The organism is Paenibacillus glycinis, from assembly GCF_009909185.1.
GTDB lineage: Bacteria > Bacillota > Bacilli > Paenibacillales > Paenibacillaceae > Paenibacillus_Z > Paenibacillus_Z glycinis.
In genome coordinates, this window is the sequence record NZ_JAAAMV010000015.1 from 1 (window position 1) to 24,723 (window position 24,723).

The 24,723-nt window shown below is 60.4% G+C and carries 19 protein-coding genes and 1 riboswitch; of the genes, 13 read left to right on the top strand and 6 right to left on the bottom strand.

What is annotated here, in order from left to right; all coding sequences use genetic code 11:
- The coding region (locus tag GT019_RS17795) for a response regulator (RefSeq protein WP_161744540.1) at positions 1-577 on the top strand (577 nt) is incomplete at its 5' end.
- 1,405 nt (positions 578-1,982) lie between these two features.
- Here the strand turns inward: GT019_RS17795 and GT019_RS17800 are convergent.
- The 4 genes from GT019_RS17800 to GT019_RS17815 all read right to left on the bottom strand — a co-directional run bounded on the left by GT019_RS17800 (position 1,983) and on the right by GT019_RS17815 (position 5,238).
- A complete protein-coding gene (locus tag GT019_RS17800; RefSeq protein ID WP_161744541.1) occupies positions 1,983-2,786 on the bottom strand; it encodes an SDR family oxidoreductase in 804 nt (267 codons plus the stop codon).
- A gap of 450 nt (positions 2,787-3,236) precedes the next feature.
- Positions 3,237-3,425, bottom strand: a complete 189-nt coding sequence (locus tag GT019_RS17805) for a hypothetical protein (RefSeq protein ID WP_161744542.1) — start codon at positions 3,423-3,425, stop codon at positions 3,237-3,239.
- Between the two features lie 4 nt (positions 3,426-3,429).
- A complete protein-coding gene (locus GT019_RS17810; protein WP_161744543.1) occupies positions 3,430-4,323 on the bottom strand; it encodes a carbohydrate ABC transporter permease in 894 nt (297 codons plus the stop codon).
- 15 nt (positions 4,324-4,338) lie between these two features.
- Entirely contained in the window at positions 4,339-5,238 is a 900-nt protein-coding gene (locus GT019_RS17815) for an ABC transporter permease (protein WP_235948534.1), read from the bottom strand.
- Between the two features lie 254 nt (positions 5,239-5,492).
- On the opposite strand from GT019_RS17815, the gene GT019_RS17820 reads away from it, so the two are divergent.
- The 4 genes from GT019_RS17820 to GT019_RS17835 all read left to right on the top strand — a co-directional run bounded on the left by GT019_RS17820 (position 5,493) and on the right by GT019_RS17835 (position 13,896).
- A complete protein-coding gene (locus tag GT019_RS17820) occupies positions 5,493-7,061 on the top strand; it encodes a response regulator transcription factor (protein WP_161744545.1) in 1,569 nt (522 codons plus the stop codon).
- The gene (locus GT019_RS17825; protein ID WP_161744546.1) at positions 7,036-8,808 is read left to right on the top strand and encodes a cache domain-containing sensor histidine kinase; all 1,773 of its coding nucleotides are present in this window, start codon (positions 7,036-7,038) and stop codon (positions 8,806-8,808) included. The genes GT019_RS17820 and GT019_RS17825 overlap by 26 nt, the downstream gene beginning before the upstream one ends.
- Positions 8,809-8,984: 176 nt before the next feature.
- Positions 8,985-10,676, top strand: a complete 1,692-nt coding sequence (locus GT019_RS17830) for an ABC transporter substrate-binding protein (protein ID WP_407945089.1) — start codon at positions 8,985-8,987, stop codon at positions 10,674-10,676.
- Between the two features lie 145 nt (positions 10,677-10,821).
- The gene (locus GT019_RS17835) at positions 10,822-13,896 is read left to right on the top strand and encodes a galactose-binding domain-containing protein (protein ID WP_161744548.1); all 3,075 of its coding nucleotides are present in this window, start codon (positions 10,822-10,824) and stop codon (positions 13,894-13,896) included.
- Positions 13,897-14,179: 283 nt separating this feature from the next.
- Here the strand turns inward: GT019_RS17835 and GT019_RS17840 are convergent, their stop codons facing one another.
- Positions 14,180-14,929 (bottom strand): AraC family transcriptional regulator, encoded by a 750-nt coding sequence (locus GT019_RS17840; RefSeq protein ID WP_161744549.1) that lies wholly within the window; start codon positions 14,927-14,929, stop codon positions 14,180-14,182.
- 122 nt (positions 14,930-15,051) lie between these two features.
- Between GT019_RS17840 and GT019_RS17845 the strand changes: the two genes are divergently transcribed.
- Entirely contained in the window at positions 15,052-15,927 is an 876-nt protein-coding gene (locus GT019_RS17845) for a phytanoyl-CoA dioxygenase family protein (RefSeq protein ID WP_161744550.1), read from the top strand.
- A 264-nt stretch (positions 15,928-16,191) separates the two neighbouring features.
- Complete coding sequence (locus GT019_RS32500; protein WP_161744551.1) at positions 16,192-17,040, top strand: methyl-accepting chemotaxis protein; 849 nt, start codon at positions 16,192-16,194, stop codon at positions 17,038-17,040.
- Between the two features lie 222 nt (positions 17,041-17,262).
- Here GT019_RS32500 and GT019_RS17855 read toward each other — a convergent pair whose 3' ends face one another.
- Positions 17,263-18,375 (bottom strand): NADH:flavin oxidoreductase, encoded by a 1,113-nt coding sequence (locus tag GT019_RS17855; protein WP_161744552.1) that lies wholly within the window; start codon positions 18,373-18,375, stop codon positions 17,263-17,265.
- A 329-nt stretch (positions 18,376-18,704) separates the two neighbouring features.
- A riboswitch (cyclic di-AMP (ydaO/yuaA leader) is annotated at positions 18,705-18,875 on the top strand.
- A gap of 112 nt (positions 18,876-18,987) precedes the next feature.
- Between GT019_RS17855 and GT019_RS17860 the strand changes: the two genes are divergently transcribed.
- The 6 genes from GT019_RS17860 (at position 18,988) to kdpC (ending at position 24,670) form a co-directional block, all read left to right on the top strand.
- On the top strand, positions 18,988-19,434 hold the full coding sequence (locus tag GT019_RS17860; protein WP_161744553.1) for a hypothetical protein: 447 nt from the start codon (positions 18,988-18,990) through the stop codon (positions 19,432-19,434).
- A 127-nt stretch (positions 19,435-19,561) separates the two neighbouring features.
- The gene (locus GT019_RS17865) at positions 19,562-19,975 is read left to right on the top strand and encodes a hypothetical protein (protein ID WP_328803986.1); all 414 of its coding nucleotides are present in this window, start codon (positions 19,562-19,564) and stop codon (positions 19,973-19,975) included.
- Positions 19,976-20,229: 254 nt separating this feature from the next.
- Positions 20,230-20,298 carry a K(+)-transporting ATPase subunit F gene (kdpF, locus tag GT019_RS32700; RefSeq protein WP_407945091.1) on the top strand — a complete coding sequence of 23 codons (69 nt, stop codon included), beginning with the start codon at positions 20,230-20,232 and terminating at the stop codon, positions 20,296-20,298.
- 41 nt (positions 20,299-20,339) lie between these two features.
- Complete coding sequence (kdpA, locus tag GT019_RS17875; RefSeq protein ID WP_161744578.1) at positions 20,340-22,013, top strand: potassium-transporting ATPase subunit KdpA; 1,674 nt, start codon at positions 20,340-20,342, stop codon at positions 22,011-22,013.
- 25 nt (positions 22,014-22,038) lie between these two features.
- Entirely contained in the window at positions 22,039-24,078 is a 2,040-nt protein-coding gene (gene kdpB, locus GT019_RS17880) for a potassium-transporting ATPase subunit KdpB (RefSeq protein WP_161744554.1), read from the top strand.
- A gap of 25 nt (positions 24,079-24,103) precedes the next feature.
- Positions 24,104-24,670: a potassium-transporting ATPase subunit KdpC gene (gene kdpC, locus GT019_RS17885; protein ID WP_161744555.1), complete on the top strand. Its 567-nt coding sequence runs from the start codon at positions 24,104-24,106 to the stop codon at positions 24,668-24,670.
- The last annotated feature ends 53 nt before the right edge of the window (positions 24,671-24,723 follow it).

The window sequence follows — 24,723 nt, forward strand, 5'->3', positions numbered from 1 at the left end:
CCTAATGGCCGCGGACGGCGTGGCGCTTAATGAATGCGCGGCGAAAAATTCGGCCGCGAAAGATACCGCCACCGGAGAGCGTGACTCGAGCGATCGCAAAATGGTCGCGGACGACATGATGCCTCATGCGCTCGCGACGACAGATTCGGCCGCGGATTCAGCCTCCGGCCCAATAGCGGCACGCGGCCGTGCGGCCGTACTCGTCGCGGACGATAACGAGATTAACCAGAAGCTGACGCTGTCGCTGCTGGATAAGCTCGGCATCGCCGCGGATGTCGCCGGCAATGGAAGCGATGCCGTCGATTTGGCCATGATGCGCCATTACGATCTGATTCTGATGGACATGCGGATGCCCGTCATGGACGGTCTCGAAGCGACCCGGCGCGTGCTCGCCTCGGCCCCGGCCGGCCGCGCTCCGGTCGTCGTGGCGATGACGGCGAACGTGCTGCCGCGCGACCGCGAACGATGTCTCGAAGCGGGCATGACGGATTTCCTCTCGAAGCCGATTCAATTCGACGCGGTGGAGCGGCTGCTGCAGCGCTGCGGCATCGAGACGGAGCGGACGCGGTTATCGTGAGAGGAGAGGCGGTCGCTGTCTGACTCCAAAGGACGCGCCGTTGCGCGGCTTGTTCCGACCGAAGGCGGGTGGAGCAAATCACGAACGTCGATGCGGCTAGCGCTCATGTCCGAACGTGCTGCGCGGAATGCACGAAATGTACGAAAAGTGTGCTGGAATGCACCAGGTGTTCGAACTCGCGGCATGCACGAGATGTGCGTGTGCGAGAAGTGTTGAAATGCACGAGTTGCATGAACTGCACGGAATGAACGAGAGGTGCGGTAAGTACTGGAATACACGAGATGTTCGAACTGTACGGGATGTACGAGAAATACGACATGTATGACCTACACAGCATGCACGAGAAGTTCGAACTGTACGGGATGTACGAGAAATACGAGATGTATAACCTACACAGCATGCACGAGATGTGCGAACTGCACGGAATGTCACGAGATGTACGAAAAGATTGTAGCTCCCCAGCCCAGAATTCATGGCTTTGTCAGCGCTGATGTCCAAATTGGTGCAAATGTGCAGGAATTCATGGCTCGGTGAGTGATTATTACGAAATTGCTGCAATTCTGCAGTAATTGTGAGGGAATTAATTAGCTGCATATATGTATAGTGAAAAACTGCTGCATTATTGCAGCAATTTTAACTTGCAGCTCCGTTTGACTCGTATTTTCCTGCACTTTTACAGTAATTTGATCGAATGGCGCAGCCGCTTGGCTTGTACATAGCAATTCAAGAACAATCTCCTGCGATGAACCTGCCTTTGTGCTTCGGGAATGAGAAACAACACCCGAAGAAACTGTCAGCTATCATCGAATCGACGAAAGGAAAACAACGTACCCCGCGCACCTGCCGTGGAACGCCGCACCTGCCGGTGAACGCCGCATCTGCCGGTGAACGCCGTATCTGCCGGTGAACGCCGCATCTGCCGGTGAACTCCGCATCTGCCGGAGAGCGCCGCATCTGCCAGTGAACGCCGCATCTACCGGTGAACGCCGCATCTGCCGGTGAACGCCGCATCTGCCGGAGAGCGCCGCATCTGCCGGTGAACGCCGCACCTGCCGACGAACGCCGCACCTACCTGCGAGCGCCACACCTGCTGGGTAGCGCCGGCCCAAAACACGAACAACCTCCAGCCCGCCGACCGCGGCGATACTGGAGGTTGTTTGCTTGATGCGGCACGGGAATTATCTCGTGCTCGTCCGGATGGTTATGCATGAAGTCACTCGCTGACTGGAGAGCGCTTCCTTCCTCGTCGCAGTTCTCGTCCGATTGATCGAGAGCGAGCCGGCATACGCGTAGCGCGAAGCAGCGGCGGCGGCTTGCCGTTATGTACTTGCGCATGTCGCGCATAACCCCTCGACGGCACCAAGCGAGCATATTCGTCCCTCATATTCGATTTCGCTTGGACGCGTCACCCGCGCAGCAACGACTCCGCCCCGTCGATGAAGATCGGCGTGCCGGTAATATGGCTCGACGAATCCGAAGCGAGGAACAAGACGAGATCGCCGACCTGCGAGGCGCGGCCGGGGCCGTTCTCCAGCGGCTGATTGCCTTCCGGAAATTCGACCGGGATCTGAATCTCGTCCAATTCCGGCGTCGGGTGCGTGTTCTGCCCGATATGCGTCTTGATGGCGCCGGGGCAAATCGCGTTCACGCGGATGCCATACCGGGCCAGCTCCAGAGCGGCCATTTGCATAAACGCAACCTGACCGGCCTTGGAGGTGCTGTAGGCGCTCATGCCGAAATTCGAAAATACCCGGTTGCCGTTGATCGAGCTCGTAATCACGATGCTGCCGCCGTTTTTCTTCAAATACGGAACGGCGTACTTGACGGTCAGGAACGTGCCCTTCAGGTTGATGTCGAGCGTCGCGCTCCAATCCTCCGGCGTCATCGTCTCGATCGGCGCCAACGTGCCGTTGATGCCCGCGTTGGCGAAGACGATATCGAGCCGGTCCCAATGGCCCGCGGCCTCTTGAATCGCGCTCTCGATGTCCGCGGGCTTCGAAATATCCGCCTCGATGGCGATCGCCTCGCCCCCCGCCTCCGCGATCCGCTTCTTGACGTCCGCGACGCGCTCTTCCTTGACGTCCACCAGCGCGATCCGCGCCCCTTCTTCGGCCAGCCGAAGCGCCGCGGCCCGGCCGATGCCGGAGCCGGCCCCGGTAATGACGGCGACTTTGCCGCCTACGATTCCTTTGCCGTTCGATTTGGTCATGACAGGCAGAGACCTCCCTTTCGATTGGATGCTTATACGCCTGGAACGCTTGTACGCCTGAAATGCTTATTCGCCTGGAATGCTCGCACGACTCAACGATTGAACGCTTGAACGTCCGCATCCTCTCATACCCGTTTTTTCCTAATCGCAACCAGATATACCTGCGGAAAACAAGACTTCCGCCAGACGGGACGCGCCCGGCGGACCAGGAGTAAAAGTCCCCGCGGCATCTGCCGCCGCCGTGCAAACGCAAAAACTCCGGTTCACGCGCCGCGATCGACGGAATGAACCGGAGAAGACGTCCTGCGCGGCAACCTGCGCCAACCCGCACCAACCTGCCATGCGGTCAGTTCCTGATCACATCCACCATGATGCCCTTCATGAGAAGCGGCGGAAGAACGAACAGGCGAGGATAATGGTCAACGTCGATATCAAGTCACCGCCATGCGGTCATTTCTTGATCGCATCCATCCGGATGCCCTTCACGAAGAAGCGGCGGAAGAACGAACAGGCGAGGATATTGGTCAACCTCGTCACCAAGTCACAGCCATACGGCCAGTCCCTGATCGCATCCGTCCTGATGCCTCGCTGCCATGCGGTCAGCTCTTGATCGCATCCGTCCTGATGCCTCGCCGCCATGCGGTCAGCTCTTGATCGCGCCCATCATGATGCCCTTCACGAAGAAGCGCTGGATGAACGGGTAGACGAGGATGATGGGCAGCGTCGATACCATGGTGACCGCCATGCGGATGCTTTCGCCGGACACCGGGATGCGCTTCGACGACTTGGCCAACGCTTCCGCTTCGGACACCATCGCGCCCGTCTGAAATTGGTTCAGGATCTTCACGAGCACGGCCTGCAGCGTCTTCAGCTCCGGCTTGTACGTGTAGATGTACGAGTCGTACCAGGCGTTCCAATGCCCGATCCCGATGAACAGCGCTATGGTCGCGAGCACCGGCACGCAGAGCGGGAGCACGATGCTGCCGAAGATCTGCAGGTCGTTCGCCCCGTCGATCTTGGCCGACTCTTCGAGCTCCGGCGGCAGCTGCTCGATGTACGTCCGCACGAGGATCATCAGGAAGACGCCGATGAGGCCCGGGAACACGAACACCCAGAAGGAGTCGATCAGATGGAGCGACTTGATGATCATGTACGTCGGGATCAAGCCGCCGCCGAAGTACATCGTGAAGATGAAGAACAAGGTGAAGAACCGCCAGGCGATCAATTCGCGCTTGCTGAGCGAGAAAGCCATCATGCAGATCGCGATCACGGAGAGCGGCGTGCCGACGACCGTCCGCAGGACGGTGACCTTCACGGAGCTGATCAGCTCCGAATTGCGCAGGATCGACCGGTAGCTCTCGAGCGTGAATTCCCGGGGCCATAGATAGAGGCCGCCGCGAACGGCGTCCGTGGCATCGTTCAGCGAGACGACGAGAATGTTCCAGAACGGATAGAAGGTCGCGACGAAGACGAGAAACAGAAACGCGTACATCGCGGTATCGAACGCCTTATCCGAAATCGTGCTTTTTCCGAGCATGCTGCACCTGCTTCCTTAGAATAGCGATTGGTTGTTGAATCTCTTGGAGGCGGAGTTGACGATCACGATGATGATGAACGCGACGACGGAATTGAACAGGCCGACGGCCGACGCGTAGGAGAACATGGAATTTTGCAGGCCGTACCGGAACGAGTACGTCGAGAGCACGTCCGAATAATCCTGGTTCAGGCCGTTGCTGAGCAGGAAATGCTGATCGAATCCGGCATTCAGGACGCCGCCCAGCGACAGGATGAGCAGGATGACGATCGTCGGCTTCAGATGCGGCAGCGTGACGTAGAGGATCTGCTTGAAGCGTCCGGCTCCGTCGACCTTGGCGGCCTCGTACAGATCCAGGTTGATCGACGAGATCGCCGCCAGATAGATGATCGAGCTGTAGCCCATCTCCTTCCACGTATTGCCGAAGGCGACGATCCACCAGAAATATTTGCCCTCCTGAAGGAACAGAATGCTGTCCTTGGTCAGATGCAGCCATTTGAGCAGGTCGTTCACGATTCCGTCCGAGGAGAGCACGGTGACGATGATGTTCGCGGCGATGACCCAGGAGATGAAGTGCGGCAGGTAGGAGACGGTCTGCACCGTTTTCTTGAACGCGGCGCCTTTGATCTCGTTGACGGCGATGGCGATCAGGATGGGGACGGGGAAGGACACGATCAAGGTCAGCAGCGTCGAAGCCAGCGTGTTGCGCATGATGATGAAGAAATCGCCGTTGCTGAAGAAATAATCGAACCATTTCAGGCCGACGAACTCGCCGTGGAACATGTTGGTCCAGAAGCTGCCGAGCATCGGCTGGTAATTGATAAAGGCCATATAGAGTCCGGCCATCGGCAAGTAGGCGAACAAGACCGCCCAAATAATCGCGGGAAGAAGCATAAGCAGGAGATACCGCTGCTCCATGAGCCGGTGCTTGAATTTTCTTTTGGCCGTCTTCTTCGTGGTGCGAATCGTCGTCGCAGCCGTTTCCATGGGGTGCACCTCTTTCGTTCATATTGGGAAAAGTATACGGTTCCGCGATTTGCGCCAGCAATACAACAATGTGCAGAATCGTGCGGGAAAACGTCTTACATGCCGCAATGGGGCTTTTCGGTCTTCTTCGCGGATCGGGACGGATAGTATAATAGGTCTGGACGTAATAGGGGGAGGGTTCGGAAATGCTGGCTATCTATCTCGTGGAAGACGAAATCATCGAACTGAACCTGATGATGAACCATATCGATTGGGGAGCAATGGGGCTCGAGGTCGTCGGCGCCGCCAAGAACGGCAAGAAAGCCTGGGAGGAGATCCAGGCGCTGCAGCCGGATATCGTGCTGTCCGACGTGCGCATGCCGTTCATGGACGGGCTGCAGCTGGCGGCGCTCGTCCAGGAGCGCTTCGATTGGATCAAGGTCGTGTTCCTGAGCGGGCACGACGAGTTTACATACGTGAGGTCCGCGCTGGAATCGGGCGCGGTCGGCTATCTGCTCAAGCCGATCGACCGCGCCGAGCTGTCCGCCGTCATGGCCAAGGCGAAGGCCGAAGTGGAGAAAGCGAAGCTGCTCCGCCGTTCGAAGGCGGTGCTGATCGAAAGCCTGCTGGCGGCCCTGCTCGCCGGAACGGACGCCGGAAGCCGGGAGCAGGCGTGGCAGGAGCTGATCGACCTGTATCCCGAATACGCGGACCGGAAATTTGTAACCGCTTTAATCAGCGTGGACGGGTACTCGGCCCTGCTCGCGGACAGCCCGGAGGCGGCGCGCGAGGTGCCGCGAACGGCGGAGCTGCTCCGCCAACGGCTGGAAGCCCGCGGGCTCGAAGGAACGGTGCTCGGATTGAACGAGCATGAATGGCTGCTCGCGCTTCCCGCCGCGGCCGTGCCGGAGGCGGCGGCCGGGCTGTGGGAAGAGCTGGCGGACGCGATCAAGACCGCGCTCGGTTGGACGGCGACGATCGGGGTATGCGACCGGGAAGCCGCGCTGCGCGAGGGAAGCGCGCTGTTCGCGAAGGCGAGGAACGCGGCCGACGAGCGTTTCTTCGCCGGGCCGGGGAACGTCATCCTGGACTCCCGTCTGCATGCCCGGCTCGACCTGGGCCTCGGCGCCGGAGACGACGCGCAGCGGCCGGGCAAGCTCGACCTGTCCGACCGGGAAGGGACGTCCGAGGCCGTCGGCCGGTTCTTCGACGTCATGCACAGCCTCCGGGCCACGAAGGCGCGCGTGCTCCAGGGCGCAAGCGAGCTGCTCGGCGCGATCGCGACCGAGCGGGCGAAGTACGAGGACGCGGCCGGCGATGCCGACCTCGCCGGAGAACAGGCCGCTTGGATGCGGGCGGTCGAACGGGCGGAGACCCTCGAGGAGCTCAAGCGGTACATGCTGGAGCTGGCCGGCAGGCTCTGCGCGCAGCTCGAGGACCGGCAGCAGGACCGGCACATGCAGCTCGTGCGGCAGGTAAGGGACATCATCGACCGCGAGTACCACGACTCGCTCACGATCGATTATTTGGCGGGCAAGGTGTACCTGTCGCCCAATTATCTGCGCGTGCTGTTCAAGGAGAAGACCGGTTGCACCGTGCACGAGTACCTGACCCGGATCCGGCTGGGCAAATCGCTGGAGCTGCTGCGCGACAAGTCGCTCAAGATCCACGACGTCGCCCGCCGGGTCGGCTACGACAACACGTCCTACTTCTGCTCGTTTTTCTACAAAACGCAAGGAGTCACGCCGAATGAATATCGCAAGAAGTTTCTATAAGCCCGTGCGGCTGCTCTATGCGAACCTGGTCAACAAGCGATTCCGAACCAAGCTGTTCTACGTCTTCCTGCTGGTCACGATCGTCCCGGTCTCCTTCCTCGTCTCGTATTCGTACCATGCGATCAAGGACCAGCTCGTCCGGCAGGCCGTCGAGAACGTCGGCAGCACGATGGACCAGATCAACAACAACATCGAGAACAAGCTGAGCCTGTATTCCCAGCTCTCGACTCTGCTCTACCTGGATACGGAGCTCCGCAATTATTTGGTCAACCAGTACAAGAAGAACGACGTGTACATCCTCGACGCGTTCGACTATATCAACAAATCGCTGTACAAGATCATGGCGATGAACCCCAATCTGAAGGCGCTTACGATCTATTCCGACAACGAATCGCTGAACTCGGACGGCTTCTTCATCAAGCATATGGAGGATTTGCCGCAATCCCTGCGCGACCGGTCGTTCCATGCCGAAGGACAACTGACGAGCTTCTACATGACGGACTCCGCCACGAACGAGAAAGTCATCCTGCTGGCGCGCTCGCTGAACTATCTCAGCTTGAACTACCCGTACGGCATCCTGACGATGGAAATCTCGGAATGGGAGATTTATTCCCTCATCGAGAAGGAGAACAAGAACAAGACGATCTACGTCGCGGACGAGAACGGGGACGTCATCTCGTCCAGCGCCAAACGGTCGCCATACCGGAATATCGCGGAGATCGCGCCCGGCGAGGCGAAGGCGGGAGCATTGAACGACGGGGACGTCGTCTACGCCAGCATCCGCGGCGAGCGCTCGATCCTCGTGCAGAAATCGCTGCCGAACGGCTGGAAGACGGTCGTCGTCCTGCCGTACGACGAGCTGATCGACCAAGCGTCGGCCGCTTCCCGCAAGATGCTGTACATCTCGATCGTCTGCATCGCCGTCGCGATCGTCTTGATCTATTGGACGAGCCAGCTGATGACGAAGCGCTTCGAATCGCTGCTGCAGCAGATTCGCAAAGTCGAACGCGGCAATTTCGACGTGCGGCTCCCGAAGATGGGGACGGACGAGGTCGGGCAGCTGTCGTTCGCGCTGAAGAAGATGGCGGTCACGATCCAAGAGCTGATCAACGACGTGTACAAGAAGGAGATCGCGCAGAAGGAAGCGGAGATGGACAGCCTGCAGGCGCAGATCTCGCCCCACTTTCTGTACAACACGCTGGCTTCGATCTCCGCGCTCGCCATCGCGGGCAATACGCGGCAGAGCCATCTCATGGCGGACGATTTGGCGCGGTTTTACCGCATCTCGCTCAGCAAAGGGAAGAAGAGCATCCCGATCGAGCAGGAGATCCGCCTGACCGAGCATTACCTCGCGATCCAGCAGGTTCGTTTCGAGGGATTGTTCAGCGTGCGCTTCGCGCTCGACGAGGCGCTGCTGCATTACACGACGCCGAAACTGATCCTGCAGCCGTTCATCGAGAACTGCATCAACCATGCCATGTGGGACGAGGAGCGCGGCATCGGAATCGTCATCAAGCTCATGGAGGACGACGGCGATCTCGTATTGGCGGTCATCGACGACGGCATGGGCATCCCGCGCGCGGTCATGGAACGGATGCAGCAAAAGCCGGACGCATCGGCAGGCTACGGCATTTATAACGTGCATAAACGCATCCAGCTCGCCTTCGGGGAGCGGTACGGGGTGCGCGTGCACAGCAGGCTCGGCATCGGGACCTCGGTCCACATCCGCATGCCGATGGCGCGATGAAGCGGGGGATGAAAGTCGTTTTCCGGTACGTTTGAATGCAAAGTGGTATGGAATCGCGGCGGACCCGGTGTCTACAATGAATGCAGGCGGCAGCGATGGACCCTCGGAACCGGCCGGTCCGACCGGATATGAAATCGCTGTCATGCAGTTGGTCGCCAATACGTGAAGGGGGAAAGATGCGCATGTGGAAAAAAGGGCAGTTTCGATTTACGGTCGCCATGGTGTTGATGGCGTCGATGCTTGCGGGATGCGGCGGCAACAACGCGCCGGCCAATAACGGAGGAACGGCGAATACGGGGAATACGGGGAATACGGCCGCGGCCGGCAATGAGGGCGAAGCGGATAACGCGGGCAATGCGGAGGCGCCGGCGGACAATAAGCCGGTCACCTTCACGTTCTTCGACGCCAACGTCGGGGATACGTTCGACAATCCGGTCGCGCAGGAGATCACGAAGAAAACGGGCGTGTCGCTGGAAATCCAGCAGCCGACGGGCAATCCGTCCGAGAAGCTGAACCTGATGCTCGCGAGCAACGACCTGCCGGACATCATGGACATCGGCCGAGGCGACATTCTCGAGAAATACATCGCGGCCGGCGCGCTCGTGCCGCTGAACGATCTCATCGACAAATACGGCACGCACATCAAGGAAATGTACGGCGACATGCTCAAGAAAACGAGAAGCGCCGACGGCAAAAACTATTACCTGGCCAACTGGTACGGGCTCGAGCAGTACCCGGTCTTCGGCTTTCTGATGCGTATGGACGTGATGAAGGAGCTCGGCGTCGGCGACAAAGTCAACAACGGCGAGCCGTTCACCTCCGACGAATACGTCGAGCTGCTGAAGAAATACAAGGAGAAATACCCGACTTCGGACGGCAAGCCGACGGTGCCGATTACGTTCAACGGCGAGAACATGGGCGCGATCACCGGCTCGTTCAAGGGCATGTTCGGGATCATGCCGTATTATCAGGATGGCGGCGAACTGAAGACGGACGTCAAGGATCCGCGCTACCTGGATATGATCAAGTTCATGAATTCCCTGTACACGCAAGGCCTGATCGACCCGGAATGGGCGACCAACAAGACGCAGCAATACGAGCAGAAGCTGGCGAGCGGCAGCTATTTCTCCACGGCGGACGCGTTCTGGAACCTGGGCAAGCCGAACACGATCCTGAAGGAAGCGGCCAAGGACCCGGCTTTGAAGGACGAGAGCCAATTTTACCCGTACAAGGTGCTGGCGCCGGGCGTCGACCCGTCCAAGGCGACGTACGGACCGAAGAGCTCCCTGGGCTGGGACGGCATCGGCATCTCGAAGAGCAACAAGGATCCGGTCCGCGCGATTCAATTCTTGGATTTCCTGGCCAGCGAAGAAGGCCAGTACCTCATGATGTGGGGCCTCGAAGGCAAGGATTGGGACATGAAGGACGGCAAGCACGTGCCGCGGCCGGAGACGCTGGAAGGCTTCGCGAAGGACTGGGACGGTTATTCCAAGCAGACGGGCATCCGCAAATGGACGTGGACGATCAAGAACGGCCCGGGCTCCGACGGCACGCCGTACGATCTGATCGGCCGTTACCAGACGGATCCGGTGTCGGCGCTCGCGATCAAGAACCTGGCGGACACTTCGTTCGACACCGCGCCGTTCGATAACCTAGGCCCGAGCGGGGGCACGCCGGAAGCGATCATCCAGCAAAAGGTGAACGAGACGACGTCCAAATACTTCCCGCGCATGGTCATGGCCGCTTCGCAGGACGAAGCCGTCGCCACCTACGAGAAGATGCTCAAGGAGCTGGAAACGGCGGGCGTGTCGAAGCTGGAGAAAATCTACACCGACAATTACAACAAGCGGATGGAATTGTGGAAATAAAGAAGCAAGCCGCAAGGACGGGGGCGCCGTTCGGCGCCTCCGGCCATATGCCGCCCTTCGTGCACGAGGGATGGATGCTGCTCTGCCCGCATGATCGGCGGAAGCAGCCGGTATCATAATCGACGCTATGCCAAGGAGGCAGCCAATGCGCACAACCATATGGACGCGGTTAATTGTAGTCTTCATCACGATCATGCTGGGAGGGACGTTAATACCGCAAGTGAATTACGCGAAAGGAAAGCTGACGGTCGAACAGAAGAACGGAAAGGTGACGGCGGCTAACGGCAGCTACGCGATCGCGTACGATCTCGCGACGGGGCTCGGCAGCTTCGCGTGGGGAGGACGAACGATCCTGCGCGATTTCAGCTCCGACATCAAGTTCGCCGGCGACGACGCGCGCTACCGGTCCTCCGATCCGGCGAAGCGGACGGCGGAATGGAACAAGCTACCCCGCGACGGCTACGGCAAGGACGGCGTGAAGCTGTCGATCCGCAGCGTGCTCGATTCCGGGCCGGAGCTGACCCTGAATCTCTATTTGTACCCGGACGAGGCTTACTTCCTGTCCGATCTGAACGTCGCCAATCCGGCGGGAAAGGCCGTCGAGATTCTCGAGCCGGTCGCCGCCTCCAACCTGGATATCGGCGCTGGCATGGACAAGCGCATCTTGACCACGCCGTATACGAACAATTTCGACTTCGGCGTGGCGCCGGTGAACGATTTCGGCAGCAGCCAGAACGGCGCCGACCGCTACGAGGGCGAGCAGCTGAAGTGGGAGCCGTTCAACGGCATCAGCCACTGGGTGTCGGCGATGTTCGACAATGCCGGGAAGCAGGGCTTCGTCGCCGGCGCCGCGACCGTGAAGAACTGGAAGAGCAGCCAGAAGCTCGGCCAGGCGGAGCAGGCGAACGGACCGCTGACCGCATTCGGCGTCTATAACTGGGGCGGCTCGCAGAGCGGGCCGAATATCGCCTCGGACCGGTTCTTCTTCGGATTCTATGACGATTATCAAGCCGGACTGGAGGAATACGGCAAGGTATACAACATCGGCGAGCCGCATCTGGAGTGGAAGGGCGACGTGCCGATGGGCTACAACACCTACTACTCGCATTACGGCTACGCGACCGCGGAAGCGATGTACGCGATGGTCGACTACGTGGCGGAGAACCTGAAGCCGCTCGGTTACGAGTATTTCAACCAAGACGGCGGCTTCTGGCCGGATACGAGCCTGCCGTTCGACGAGGGCATGCAGACCTTCGCCGATTACGTGCATAGCAAGGGATTGAAGGTCGGCGGCTATCAGACGCCGTTCACGATCTACGACTCGTGGCTGGACGAGGCGATTCCGGGCACGGACGCGACATACCGGGATATCTGCCTGAAGGACGAGAACGGCAAGCCGATTCGCACGTATCTGGGTACGTACGCGATGGATATCTCCAACCCCGCCGCGCAGACGGCCATTCGTAACGCGATCAAGAAATACGTGGATTGGGGCTTCGATTACCTCAAGCTGGACTTTATCGATATGGGCATGTACGAGGGGCAGCATTACGATCCGTCGGTCAACGGCGTGCAGGCGTACCGCATCGGCATGGGCATCATCCGCGACACGGTGCTGGCGGCGGGCCGGCCGATCTACATCAACGAATCGATCGCGCCGCTGCTTCCGGCGGCATTCGCCCACGGCAGACGGGCGGCTTGCGACACGTCGCTCGGCGTGAACGGCTACTCCGGCATCGAGCGCCAAGCGTTCAACGACCTGGCGTCCTGGTGGACGAACGGCACGCTCTACGACTACAACGATCCCGACATGATCATGCCGGAGAATTTCGCCCAAGGCTTCTGGTACAAATACAGCCAGAGCGAAGGCAAGCTGTTGGCGACGACGGTCGCGATGGGCGGCGGGCATTGGCTGATCGGCGACAATATTCCGTTCTTGTCCGAGGACCGCATGAGCCTCCTCCAGAACAAGGAGCTGCTCGATGTCGCCGCGAACGGCGGGGCGGCCAAGCCCGTCGCCATGACGAGCTTCTATCACAAAGGCGAGCGCGCTCCGTCGGTCGCGTACAAGGCGGGCGGTCATGGCGAGACGTACGTCAGCCTGACCAATTGGGACGCGAAGAACGAAGCGACGATCAGCATCAAGCTGGCCGATCTCGGCTTGAACGGCAGCGCGAACTACGCGCTGACGGAGATTTATTCGGGGCGCGGGCTCGGCAAGGCGAAGGGGCAATTCACGTATACGCTGCCGCCGAACGGCACGGCGATCGTCAAGGTGACGAACGGCGGCTCGGGTAACGGCGGCGATGCGCCGGCGAATCTCGCGCTCGGCAAACCGGTCAACGTCTCGTCCACATGGGCCGATCCCGGCTACGAGGGCGCGATGCTGACGGACGGCAAGCTGTCCACGAGATGGAGCGCCGCCGACAAGCATCAGAACGACGAATGGGCGGAGATCGATTTCGGAAAGCCGACGGACGTCAATCAAGTCGTGGTGAAGGAGTACAAGGGCGACTATTTCCAAATCGCCAATTACGCGCTGCAGTATTGGGACGGCACGCGTTACGTCGACATCACGAAGGGCTTTACGGTCGGGGACGACAAGACGATCGATTTCAAGACGGTCACGACGTCCAAGATAAGGCTGTTCATGAAGACGAACTATTTCATTCCGTCGATCAAGGAGCTCGAAGCGTATAACGTCAAAGGCGGCGGCGGACCGAGCATCGTGCAGGACGACAGCAACGGGGAGTACGCGAATTACTCCGATATCCGCGCCGGCGTGCAGCGGATGCAGGTGTTCAAGCTGACGAAGAGCGATCTGCCGAAGCTGGACGTGTACATCTACGAGAGCTACGTGAACGCGGTGCCGGCGGATGCTTATTATTTCGATCTCGTCACGCTGGACGCGAACGACAACCCGCAGGACAAAATCTTCTCCGCTTCGCTTCCGGCGTACAATATTCCGGGCAGCGTGAGCCCGTATTCGATCTATCCGCGCCTGAAAAACCTGGATACGACGAAGAAATACGGCCTGATCCTCAAATCGCCGAAGTCGGCGGACACGGGTTCGACGGACAACAACTACGGCTTCGCGTACAGCGACAGCAATCCGTATGCGGACGGGTACGAGAAGCTGTCGCTCGACGGCGGCAAGACGTGGACGACGGAGAATGACGGCAAGCGGGATTTGATTTTCTCGTTGTATTCGAGCAAGTAACGATTCAATGCGCATGAGGAAGGAAGGCGGCGGGGAGCGATCCCGCCGCCTTTTTTTTGCGGGCATCGGCAAGCGACGGAGCTCGCGTCCGATGAACGGCGGGGCGTCCGGGGAGCGCCGGAGCGGCTTTCGGTATCCAGACAGCGGTAGTGTCCGGCGTCCGTCATTGCGACTTGCGATGGTCCGGCGATGTCTATGCGCGTTCCGGTAGCCTACCGGCATGGGCGTCCGGCGGGCGTCAATGCGACTTCCAGCGACTCGGCGACTCGGCGTCCGGCCGGCGTCAACGCGTCTTCCGGTACTGCAAGGGCGTGTCGCCGAGCTCCCTGCGGAACAGCTCGATGAACTGCGAGGTCGTCGAGAAGCCGCACTCGAGGCCGATCGCGCTGATCGTCAGCGTCGTATTCAGCAGCAGCCCTTTGGCGGCTTCAAGCCGCTTGCGCAGCAAATATCGCCCCGGCGACAATCCGGTCTGGACCTTGAACAGATGGCGAAAATGATCCTCGCCGTAGCCGGACAGCTCCGCCAGCGTGCGAAGCTGCAGCGGCTGCGTATAGTTCTCGTCCATGTAGCGCCGCGCGTAGAACAACCGCTCCGGCCGCTGCTCGTCGCCCTGCGGCGCTTCCGCCTGCCGGCCGAGCAGCAGAATGATCTCGTTCAGCAGGAGATTCGCCCGCTGCGCGTAGTGGGCTTTCTGGGCGAGCAGCTCCTCCTTCATCGTCAGCATGAGCGCGAGGATCGCCCGCTCGTCCGTATCGCGGATGAGGCCGTTCGGCAGCTGCACGGGGAAATCGTCGTAGCGAAAACCGAAGAAGACGACCTCCGTCGCTTCGTCGTGCCGCTCGTCGTGCATGTAATTCGGCCGGGTCAGCGTGATCGTGCCGGGTCCGTAGGCCAGCGTCCCGCCGTTCAGATTCATCGTTCCTGTCCCCGATACGTAGTAGACAAGCTCGTAGCAGCTATGCTTGTGATAATCGACGTAACTGCCCGCGTCATGGGATTTGTAGAAGAAGAAATCCAATTCGCCGTTCATGCCGGCCACGACCTTTCCCCGAATCCTGATAGTTTATCCCCAGTCTATTATAGCTCGGGGGCTCTTGTCACCCGTATGATGGAGGAGTAGAACCGACCAATCATTCACGGGAGTGATCGACGATGGCGAACGGAAACGCGACAGGACTGACGGAACAAGAAATCACGCAGTACCGCGAAGACGGCTTCCTGGTGTTCGACGGGATATTGAGCGAGGCGGAGGTCGAAGAGCTGCGTCTTGCCTGCGAAGCGGACGCGATCACGTCGCTTCGCACGCAGAAGGAATACGAGACGATGACGGTGCACGCGCTCGGCATCACGTCCCTGCATCCGGCCTTTCTCCGGCTGGCGAAGCATCCGGCGATCGTGGGCAAGCTGCGCGCCCTGCTCGGCGACGATATCGAGCTGCAGCATTCCAAGCTGGCGACGAAGCCGCCGGCGAAGGGCGTCGGCGCGTTCGCGTGGCATCAGGATTACGTCTTCTATCCCCACACCAATACCGATCTGTTGTCCGTCATGGTCATGCTGGACGACGCGACGCCGGAGAACGGCTGCATGCAGATGGTGAAGGGGAGCCACCGGCTCGGCCCTCTGAACCACATGAAGGACGGACGCTTCGCTGCAGCCTGCCAGGAGACCCGGTATTGGGAGGAGCCGGCGAATCCGGACGACATCGCCTGCATCATGCCGAAGACGGGCGGCATCAGCATTCATCATGCGCTGACGCTGCACGGCTCGGCGGCCAACGCGTCCGGCAGGCCGCGCCGGGGCATCGTGTTCTCGTACCGCGCGGGGGACGCTTATCAGCTGGCCGACACGCTGTTCGACGACACTGGCCTGCTGATCAGCGGCAGCCGCAAGGGCATCGTCCGCTGCGACGCCGGCGTCGTGGCGCTGCCGTTCCGGGGCGGCGGCGCGCATCCGTACGGCTCGGCCTGGAACCAGGCGGGCGGATTCGCGGCGGCGCATAACGGGGAGCAGCCCGGCCACTCGCGTTGATCCGCTTGCGGCAGCCGCACGCGAGCGGATCGCGCGCATCCGAGGAGACGCCGCGGCTTCGCCTGCACGGACCCGGCATAAGCCGCTGCGGCGATAATCCCCGCATGGGGCCGCCACGCGGGGCTGGAGCGCGCCCGGGCGCGAAAATCCCGTCTTCCCGCGTCCATTTGCCCGAAATCACATAATTAACTAACGATTTTGCGGTATAGTGGGGGCAGCACGCGCTCGGACGGGCCGTCAACCGAAGAAGGAGCTGTACGAAACATGACGCAGAACAAAGAAGCCTATTTGCAATCCGTGATCGGCGCGATGGACACGCTGCTGAGCGTTTTTCCCGAGGAAGCCACGCTGGTGCTGATCGACGCGGATCAAGTGCGGGCCTTCCGGAACAACATGAAGGTCGCGGTCGATATTCCCGTCGGCACGCCGCGTTCGGCCTTGGCGGGCACGATTTCGGAGAAGGCGTTCGTCCATGGCCGGGTGTTCCGGGAGGAACGCGGGCCGGAGCTGTTCGGCGTTCCGTATATCGGCACGTCGACGCCGCTCCGGTTCGAGGGGCAGATCGTCGGGGTGCTGACCTCGGCCGTCCTGAACCAGAAGCTGGACATGATCCGCGGCTGCTCGGAGAGCCTGGCCGCTTCGGTCGAAGAGATGACGGCGACCTCGAACGGCATCGCGTCCGCCTTCGATGCGATCAACGCGGAGATGGACGCGCTGTCCGGCAAATCCGATACGCTGAATCGCGATATCGAAGACATTCAGTCGATCATCGGCATCGTGCAGGAGCTGGCGGATACGTCCAATCTGCTCGGGTTGAACGCGTCGATCGAAGCCGCGCACGCCGGCGAGTACGGCAGGGGCTTCTCGGTCGTGGCGACCGAAATCCGGCGCATGGCGGTGCAGAGCCGCGACTCCTCCAAGGATATCCGCACGCAGCTCGGCCTGATGCAGAACCGGCTGAAGGCGATCGGCGCGGACATCGACCGGATCAAAGGCGACATGGCGCATCACTCGCAAAGCGTCAAGGAGCTCGACGGCGCGTTCGAGCATATCGCCGCCACGGCCGGCGAGCTGCTGGACAAGTTCACGATGCAGCAAGCCGAACCGTCCTAGTCGCTGCATCATCTGAGCCGGCGATCGCCTTGCGCGAGCAGGCTCTCCCTTTCATGGACTGACCAACTCAATTTTACGATCTTTCGAGCTCCGCGCGCGCAGTACGGATGTTTCGCAAGAAAAGGACCGCCATTTCCGCTTGGCTGCGGAGATGGCGGTCCTTTCGTTTGCGGATCGGGATTTTCGCGTGCCTGCGCATCCTTTCGGAGCGGCGCCGCCGCGTCAGTACAGCGTTCCGAGCGCTTGGGGCGCGAACGGCTCCAGCTCGTCCTGCCGTCCTTGCTTGATTTTGACCGCCCAGGCGGGATCGCTCAAGAGCGCCCGGCCGACGGCGACCAAGTCGAATTCGCCGCGGTCGAGCCGTTCCAGCAAGCCGCCGAGGCTGGCCGTTCCGGCGCCCTTTCCCTCCTTGAAGAGGCGCGTGAATTCCAGATCGAGCCCGACGGAGCCGACCGTGATCGTCGGCTTGCCCGTGAGCTTCTTCGTCCAGCCGGCCAGATTCAGGTCGGCCCCGTCCTCGAAGGCGGGCTCCCAGAACCGGCGGGTCGAGCAGTGGAACAGGTCGACGCCCGCGTCGACGAGCGGCCGCAGGAAGCGGTCCAGCTCGGCGGAAGTTTCCGCGAGCTTCGCCTCGTAGGCGCCATCCTTCCACTGGGAGTATCGCAGCACGATCGGATAGTCCGGGCCGACGGCGCGCCGGCAGGCCGCGATGACTTCCGCGGCGAATCGGGTCCGGGACGCCAAGTCGCCGCCGTACCGGTCCGTCCGGACGTTCGTGACGCGCCAGAAGAATTGGTCGATCAGGTAGCCGTGGGCGCCGTGCAGCTCGATGGCGTCGAAGCCGAGCCGTTTGGCATCGGCGGCGGCTTGCGCGTAGGCCGCGATCAGGTCGGCGATCTCGTTTTCGGTCAGGGGCTGGCCGACCTTCTCGCCGGCGAGGTTCAATCCCGACGGACCGACGGAAGCCGCGTCCGGGTTCGTGCCGGTTCCCGGCTGGCGGGTCATGCCGACATGCCAGAGCTGGGTAGCGATCTTGCCGCCGGCTTCGTGGACCGCGCCGACGACGCCGGCCCAGCCGTCCAAGGCAGCCTCGCCGTAGAAATGGGGCAAGCTCGGGCTCGCGCCGGCCGCGGGATGATCGATCAGCGTCCCCTCCGTCACGATGAGGCCGACGCCGTTCTCGGCGCGCCTCCGGTAATAGGCGGCCACGTCTTCGCCCGGCACGCCGCCGGGAGAGAAGCCGCGGGTCATCGGCGCCATGACGATCCGGTTGTCGAGCGAGAGCTTCGCGGAACGGAAAGGGGCGAACAGAGCTTGCGCAGAAGTGGTGCTCATGCAAATTCCTCCTCGGGAAAATGATGCGGAACTCAGGACAGGGGCAATAAGGGCAATGGCAAATTATAGGTTAACTTTAAACCTTTAAGTCGTTCATTTCAATAGAATTAGTCGGTTTTAATGCGTCCTGCCCTTGCCGCGACGGAGGACCCGCGAACGGATATGCACCCGAAAATGAAAGCAATTTGCGGGCATGCGGACGATTCCATTCTATGTGCGCGCTTTCATTGCCGCTGGCCGACAAGAATTTCGCCATGCGGGCCGATGCGGCTTTTTACAATTTCTGCGCGCGGGACTACGATTAGAATCATCACATGCAACTTTTGTTCAACCCATAATCGCTGAATCCCTTTATAGGGAGCGGGGGAACCAACGGAAGCCGGCGCCGCGTGGCGGCGCGTCTTCCCGGGGTGAATCGCGGACAAGCAGCGCTTGTCCGGGTAGGGCACTCTCTAGCCCGAATCCGACAGCTAACCTCGCAAGCGAACCGGAGAGACGACTTAGGCCAAAGCGCGCGAAGCTGCCTTTTTCTTTGCGCTGTCCATGAAGCCGGGAGTAGAGACATCTCTTCTTCCCGGCTTCTTTTTTTATCCCACGAAGGAGTGAATGAGCATGCACGCCGTACAGACGAGAGCTTCGCTTCAAAGAGAACGCATGGATATGGTGAAAATCGAACGCATCGAATGCTTCCGTTTCGATCGCGAGACGGCGCGCCTCTTGCTGCCGGAATGCGGAAGCGGGGATTGCTGCGGCATCCTGATGCTCGGCACGGGCTCGGGCGAGCTCGGCGTCGGCGTTTTTCGCGAATGCGCCTTGAAGGGCGATTTTATCAAATGGGCCTGCGCGTTCCAGGGCTTCAAGCACCATACGCTCAGCGAAGGCCTGCTGGAAGCCCGGATCAAGCACGAGACGTGGGGCGACGTCCGGTCGTTGGCGGCGGAAGCGGCGCTGCGCGAGCTGGCCGGCGGCAACGGGGCGCCGGTGGGCAAATCGTTATCCGACAGCCTGCATGACCATTCGTTTTGCTTCGAGCATGCGGAGGCGTATGTCATTTTCTAGGCGCGGACCCGCGGCGCCAAGCGATTTTTATAACTTTTTTACACCTTGGGGGGCAACTCTTTACCCCGAATTTATGGGAAACGGGATTAAGATGGCTTAGTACGAAAGAAGGGAGCGGGGATTGGACGTGGGGATACGGGATATCAATCAGACATCGGAAACGGTCGTCGTCGCGGCCCTGACGAAGGCCGGCGAAAATTTCATGAAGCAGCTGCTCGTCAAGGGGGTGCCGTTCACGGCGATCACGAACAGCGTCGCGGAGCGCCAGCAGCTCTCCAAGCTGGGCATCGCCTCCATCCTACTCGTGAATACGATCGACCCGGATACGTGGGAGATGCCGGATTATCCGGTCGGCAGGGTGTTCTTGTTCGAAAGCAGCTTGTCGCTGTGCTGCCGGTATCTGCGCATGATCCGCAAATGGACGGATCAGCCGGTATACGTCATCACGGGACGAACGCACGGCAGGCTGATCTACAAGAGCCTCGGCGCCACCCACATCGTGCATTCCAACACCGGCAGCATTTCGTTCCTGCTGGATTAGCATAAGTTTGCTTCGATTGGAAAATGTTATGACTAGCTACAGAAAGGCTCGTGAGGAGGGTGCTCGGATGGTTAACGATTTTACGATGGTCCTCTTGGCTGCGATCGTGTTCGGATTGTTCTGGGGGTTCAAGAAATTTTGCGAGAAAGCGTGAAGCCGATCTTCCCGAGCGATCGCGCTAACCGGCCGGATCGCGGCCGAGGGGGACGGCGGTCGGCAGTTCAACAAGTTAAGGAGGAAGCGACATGGTCGTAATGGGGATTATCGCCATCGCCCTGATGATTTATCTCGGTTTCGTGCTTGTGAAGCCGGAAAAGTTTTGAGTATGCTGCTTCAATAACGAGGAGGAAACATTGCTATGGCTATGGGATTCGTACAAGTTGCCATTACGCTGGTCGTCATCATGCTGTTGGTGAAGCCGGCGGGCACATATCTCGTCAAAGTTTTTTCGCAGGAAAAAACGGGCCTCGACCGGGTGTTCGGCCCGGTCGAGCGTTTGCTTTACCGGATCATGGGCGTAAAGGAAGGGGAATCGATGGGCTGGCGCGGCTACCTTGGCGCGGTCCTGCTGTCCAATTTCGTCATGCTGCTGCTGATCTATCTCGTGCTGCGGCTGCAGAGCCATCTGCCGATGAACCCGGACGGGATCGGCAACATGCCGGCCGGCCAGGCGTTCAATACGGCCGTATCGTTCATTACGAACACGAACTGGCAGTCCTACAGCGGCGAGAACGGACTGTCGTACTTATCGCAGCTGCTCGCGATCACGTTCCCGATGTTCACGTCGGCGGCGACCGGCTTCGCGGTGGCGATCGCTTTCATTCGCGGTCTCGTCGGCCGCAAGGACGATCTCGGCAACTTCTATGTCGACATCATCCGCTCGATCACGCGGGTATTCCTGCCGCTGAGTTTTATCGTCGCGCTGTTTCTGGTCTTTCAAGGCATACCTCAGACGCTGCTCGGCGCCGTGCACGCAACGACGCTCGGCGGCGGCGAACAAACGATTACGCGGGGTCTCATTGCTTCGCTGGAGTCCATTAAGCATATCGGGACGAACGGCGGCGGCTGGATGGGAACGAACGCGGCGCATCCGTTCGAGAACCCGACGGCGCTCGCGAACTTCGTGCACATCTTATGCATGATGCTGCTGCCGACGGCGCTGGTCTACGCATTCGGTCTCATGATCAAGAACAAGAAGCAAGGCTGGGCAATATTCGGCGCGATGGGATTTATTTTCCTGGTCATGCTGGTAACGGTGTTCGTATCCGAGTATAAAGGCGTAGGAGCGCTGGACGCCATGGGCGTTCACGGCAACATGGAAGGCAAGGAAGTTCGCTTCGGCATATCGGAATCGGCTTTGTTCACGACCGTGACTACGGCGGCTACGACGGGCAGCGTCAACAACATGCACGAGTCGTTGACCCCTCTTGGCGGATTCACGGCACTTGCCGAAATGATGTTGAACAACGTGTTCGGCGGCAAGGGCGTCGGGCTGCTCAATGGTTTATTGTACCTCATTCTGTCGATCTTTATATGCGGCCTGATGGTCGGGCGGACGCCGGAATTCCTGGGCAAGAAGATCGAAGGCAAGGAAGTGAAGCTCGCCTCCATCGCGCTGCTGATCCATCCGGTCGTGATCCTCGTGCCGACGGCCATCGCATTCCTCAGTCCGAACGCGATGTCGTCCATCGCGAACGGCGGCATGCACGGCTTGACGGAAGTGCTCTATGCATTTACCTCCGGCGCGGCCAATAACGGCTCGGCGTTCGGCGGCTTGACCGCGAATACCGATTTCTACAACATCATGATCGGCGTGGTCATGCTCCTCGGCCGGTACGTCTCCATCATCGCGATGATCGCCATCGCCGGCTCGCTTGCGGTCAAACGCGTCGTTCCGGTGACGACGGGCACGCTGAGAACCAACACGCCGTTGTTCTCGGGCATCCTCGTCGTGATCATCCTCGTCATCGGGGCGCTGACGTTCTTCCCGTCGATTGCGCTGGGACCGATTGCCGAACATTTGGCGATGCCGAAATAAAGATTGCTGAGAGGAAGGATCTATAATGGCCGCAAGTAAAAAAAGCTTATCGAAGGATATGGTGCTTCAAGCGATCGCGGACGCGTTCAAAAAGCTGAACCCCGCCGTCATGATCAAGAACCCGGTCATGTTCGTCGTCGAAGTCGGTACCTTGATCACATTGCTGCTCTCTTTTCAACCGGATCTCTTCGCCGCTTCAAGCGCGGGCCGGGGTTATAATATTGCGGTATTCCTCATCCTGCTGTTCACGCTGCTGTTCGCCAATTTCGCGGAAGCGCTGGCCGAAGGCCGCGGCAAAGCCCAGGCGGACACGCTGCGCAAGACGAAGTCGGAGACGATGGCGAAGCTGGTCCAGAAGGACGGCTCGCTGAAGCAGGTATCGTCCACGCAGCTGCGCAAGGGGGATATCGTCCGCGTCGATACCGGGGAGATCATCCCGACCGACGGCGAGATCATCCAAGGGCTCGCGTCGATCGACGAATCGGCGATCACGGGCGAATCCGCTCCGGTCATCAAGGAAGCGGGCGGCGATTTCTCGTCCGTTACCGGCGGTACCCGGGTCGCGTCCGACTTTATTATCGTGAAAGTCATGACGGATCCCGGCGAGTCGTTCCTCGACCGCATGATCTCGCTGGTCGAAGGGGCCAAGCGCCAGAAGACGCCGAACGAGATCGCGCTGACGACGCTCCTGGCCGTTCTGACCATGATCTTCCTGGTCGTCATCCTGACGATGGTGCCGATGGCGGATTACCTGGACGTGAAGCTGGATGTCGCGACCTTGATCGCGCTGCTCGTTTGTTTGATCCCGACCACCATCGGCGGGCTGCTGTCCGCGATCGGGATCGCCGGCATGGACCGCGTCACGCAGTTCAACGTGCTGGCGATGTCCGGCAAGGCGGTCGAAGCGGCCGGCGACATCGATACGCTGATCCTGGATAAGACCGGGACGATCACGTACGGCAACCGGATGGCCTCCGAATTCGCCCCCGTCAAGGGCGTGTCGCAGAACGAGATGACGCTCGCGGCGCTGAAGGCTTCCGTCAAGGACGAGACGCCGGAAGGACGCTCCATCGTGGAAATGGCCACGAAGCTCGGGGAGACGTTCGCCGAGAGCGAATACGGCAGCGCCGAACCGATCGAATTCACCGCCGAAACCCGGATGTCGGGTCTCGATATGCCGGACGGCACGCCGATCCGCAAAGGCGCCGTGGACGCCATGAAGAAATACATCTCCGCCAAGGGCGGCAGCGTGCCCGCCGACCTGGACGAGATCTCGAACCGCATCGCCAAGGCCGGCGGCACGCCGCTCGCCGTCTCCATCGGCGACCGGATCTACGGCGTCATCTACTTGAAGGATACGGTGAAGCCGGGACTCAAGGAACGCTTCGCGGAGCTGCGGTCCATGGGCATCAAGACGATCATGGCCACGGGCGACAATCCGCTCACGGCCGCGACGATCGCCTTGGAAGCGGGCGTCGACGATTTCATCGCGGAAGCGAAGCCGGAGGACAAGATCGCCGTCATTCGCAAGGAGCAGCAGGAAGGCAAGCTGGTCGCGATGACCGGCGACGGCACGAACGACGCGCCGGCGCTGGCGCAGGCCGACGTGGGCCTCGCGATGAATTCCGGCACGATGGCGGCGAAGGAAGCCGCGAACATGATCGACCTGGATTCCGATCCGACGAAGCTGCTGTCCGTCGTGTCCATCGGCAAGCAGCTGCTCATCACCCGCGGCGCGCTGACGACGTTCTCGATCGCCAACGACATCGCCAAATATTTCGCGATCATCCCGGCCATGTTCATCCTGGCGATGCCGCAGCTGCAATCGCTGAACATCATGGACCTCGCCTCGCCGCAATCGGCGATCCTGTCGGCGCTGATCTTCAACGCGATCATTATCCCGCTCTTGATCCCGATCGCGATGCGGGGCGTCAAATACCGTGCCATGAGCGCGGACCGATTGCTGACGCGCAACGTGCTGCTTTACGGCATCGGCGGCGTGATCGTGCCGTTCATCGGCATCAAGATCATCGATCTGATACTGCAGGGACTGCACCTAGCCTAAAACGGAAGCAGAGGAGTCTTCAACCATGAAAATGATATCCACCGCAATACGCGTGTCCATCGGCCTGATGATCATCTGCGGATTCATTTATCCGCTCGTGACGACCGGGGTGGCGCAGGTGCTGTTCCCCAAGCAGGCGGACGGCAGCCTGATGGAAGCCGCCGACGGCACGGTCACCGGATCGGAGCTGCTCGCGCAGGGCGTCGACTCGCCGAAGCTCTTCCATCCGCGGGCTTCGATGGCCAAGTATGATCCGACCGCTTCCGCCGGCTCCAACCGGGCCGTCGCGACGCCGGATTACGTGAAGGAAATCGGCGACAACGTCGCCGCCGTGAAGGCGGACAATCCGGGAATGACGGATGTGCCGGCCGATCTCGTGACCGCATCGGGTTCAGGGTTCGACCCGGATCTGTCGCCCGAGGCGGCGAAAGCCCAAGTGCCGCGCATCAGCAAGGCGACCGGCATGAGCGCGGACGACCTGAACAAGCTGATCGACGGCCTGGAGAAGAGCCGGCAGCTCGGAATCTTCGGGGAACCGCGGGTCAACGTGAACGCCCTGAACGAGGCATTGTTGAAGCAAATCAAACTATAAAACGGCGCAGCCGCTCCCGCAGGTCGGGGGTGGCTTCGTTTGCGTTATGCGCC

Bases quoted from the DNA above. Each gene is read 5' to 3' on its own strand.
- GT019_RS17800 (WP_161744541.1), bottom strand. From the start codon at position 2,786: ATGACCAAATCGAACGGCAAAGGAATCGTAGGCGGCAAAGTCGCCGTC.
- GT019_RS17805 (WP_161744542.1), bottom strand. From the start codon at position 3,425: ATGGCGGCGAGGCATCAGGACGGATGCGATCAAGAGCTGACCGCATGG.
- GT019_RS17810 (WP_161744543.1), bottom strand. From the start codon at position 4,323: ATGCTCGGAAAAAGCACGATTTCGGATAAGGCGTTCGATACCGCGATG.
- GT019_RS17815 (WP_235948534.1), bottom strand. From the start codon at position 5,238: ATGGAGCAGCGGTATCTCCTGCTTATGCTTCTTCCCGCGATTATTTGG.
- GT019_RS17820 (WP_161744545.1), top strand. From the start codon at position 5,493: ATGCTGGCTATCTATCTCGTGGAAGACGAAATCATCGAACTGAACCTG.
- GT019_RS17825 (WP_161744546.1), top strand. From the start codon at position 7,036: ATGAATATCGCAAGAAGTTTCTATAAGCCCGTGCGGCTGCTCTATGCG.
- GT019_RS17830 (WP_407945089.1), top strand. From the start codon at position 8,985: ATGCGCATGTGGAAAAAAGGGCAGTTTCGATTTACGGTCGCCATGGTG.
- GT019_RS17835 (WP_161744548.1), top strand. From the start codon at position 10,822: ATGCGCACAACCATATGGACGCGGTTAATTGTAGTCTTCATCACGATC.
- GT019_RS17840 (WP_161744549.1), bottom strand. From the start codon at position 14,929: ATGAACGGCGAATTGGATTTCTTCTTCTACAAATCCCATGACGCGGGC.
- GT019_RS17845 (WP_161744550.1), top strand. From the start codon at position 15,052: ATGGCGAACGGAAACGCGACAGGACTGACGGAACAAGAAATCACGCAG.
- GT019_RS32500 (WP_161744551.1), top strand. From the start codon at position 16,192: ATGACGCAGAACAAAGAAGCCTATTTGCAATCCGTGATCGGCGCGATG.
- GT019_RS17855 (WP_161744552.1), bottom strand. From the start codon at position 18,375: ATGAGCACCACTTCTGCGCAAGCTCTGTTCGCCCCTTTCCGTTCCGCG.
- GT019_RS17860 (WP_161744553.1), top strand. From the start codon at position 18,988: ATGCACGCCGTACAGACGAGAGCTTCGCTTCAAAGAGAACGCATGGAT.
- kdpA (WP_161744578.1), top strand. From the start codon at position 20,340: ATGGGATTCGTACAAGTTGCCATTACGCTGGTCGTCATCATGCTGTTG.
- kdpB (WP_161744554.1), top strand. From the start codon at position 22,039: ATGGCCGCAAGTAAAAAAAGCTTATCGAAGGATATGGTGCTTCAAGCG.
- kdpC (WP_161744555.1), top strand. From the start codon at position 24,104: ATGAAAATGATATCCACCGCAATACGCGTGTCCATCGGCCTGATGATC.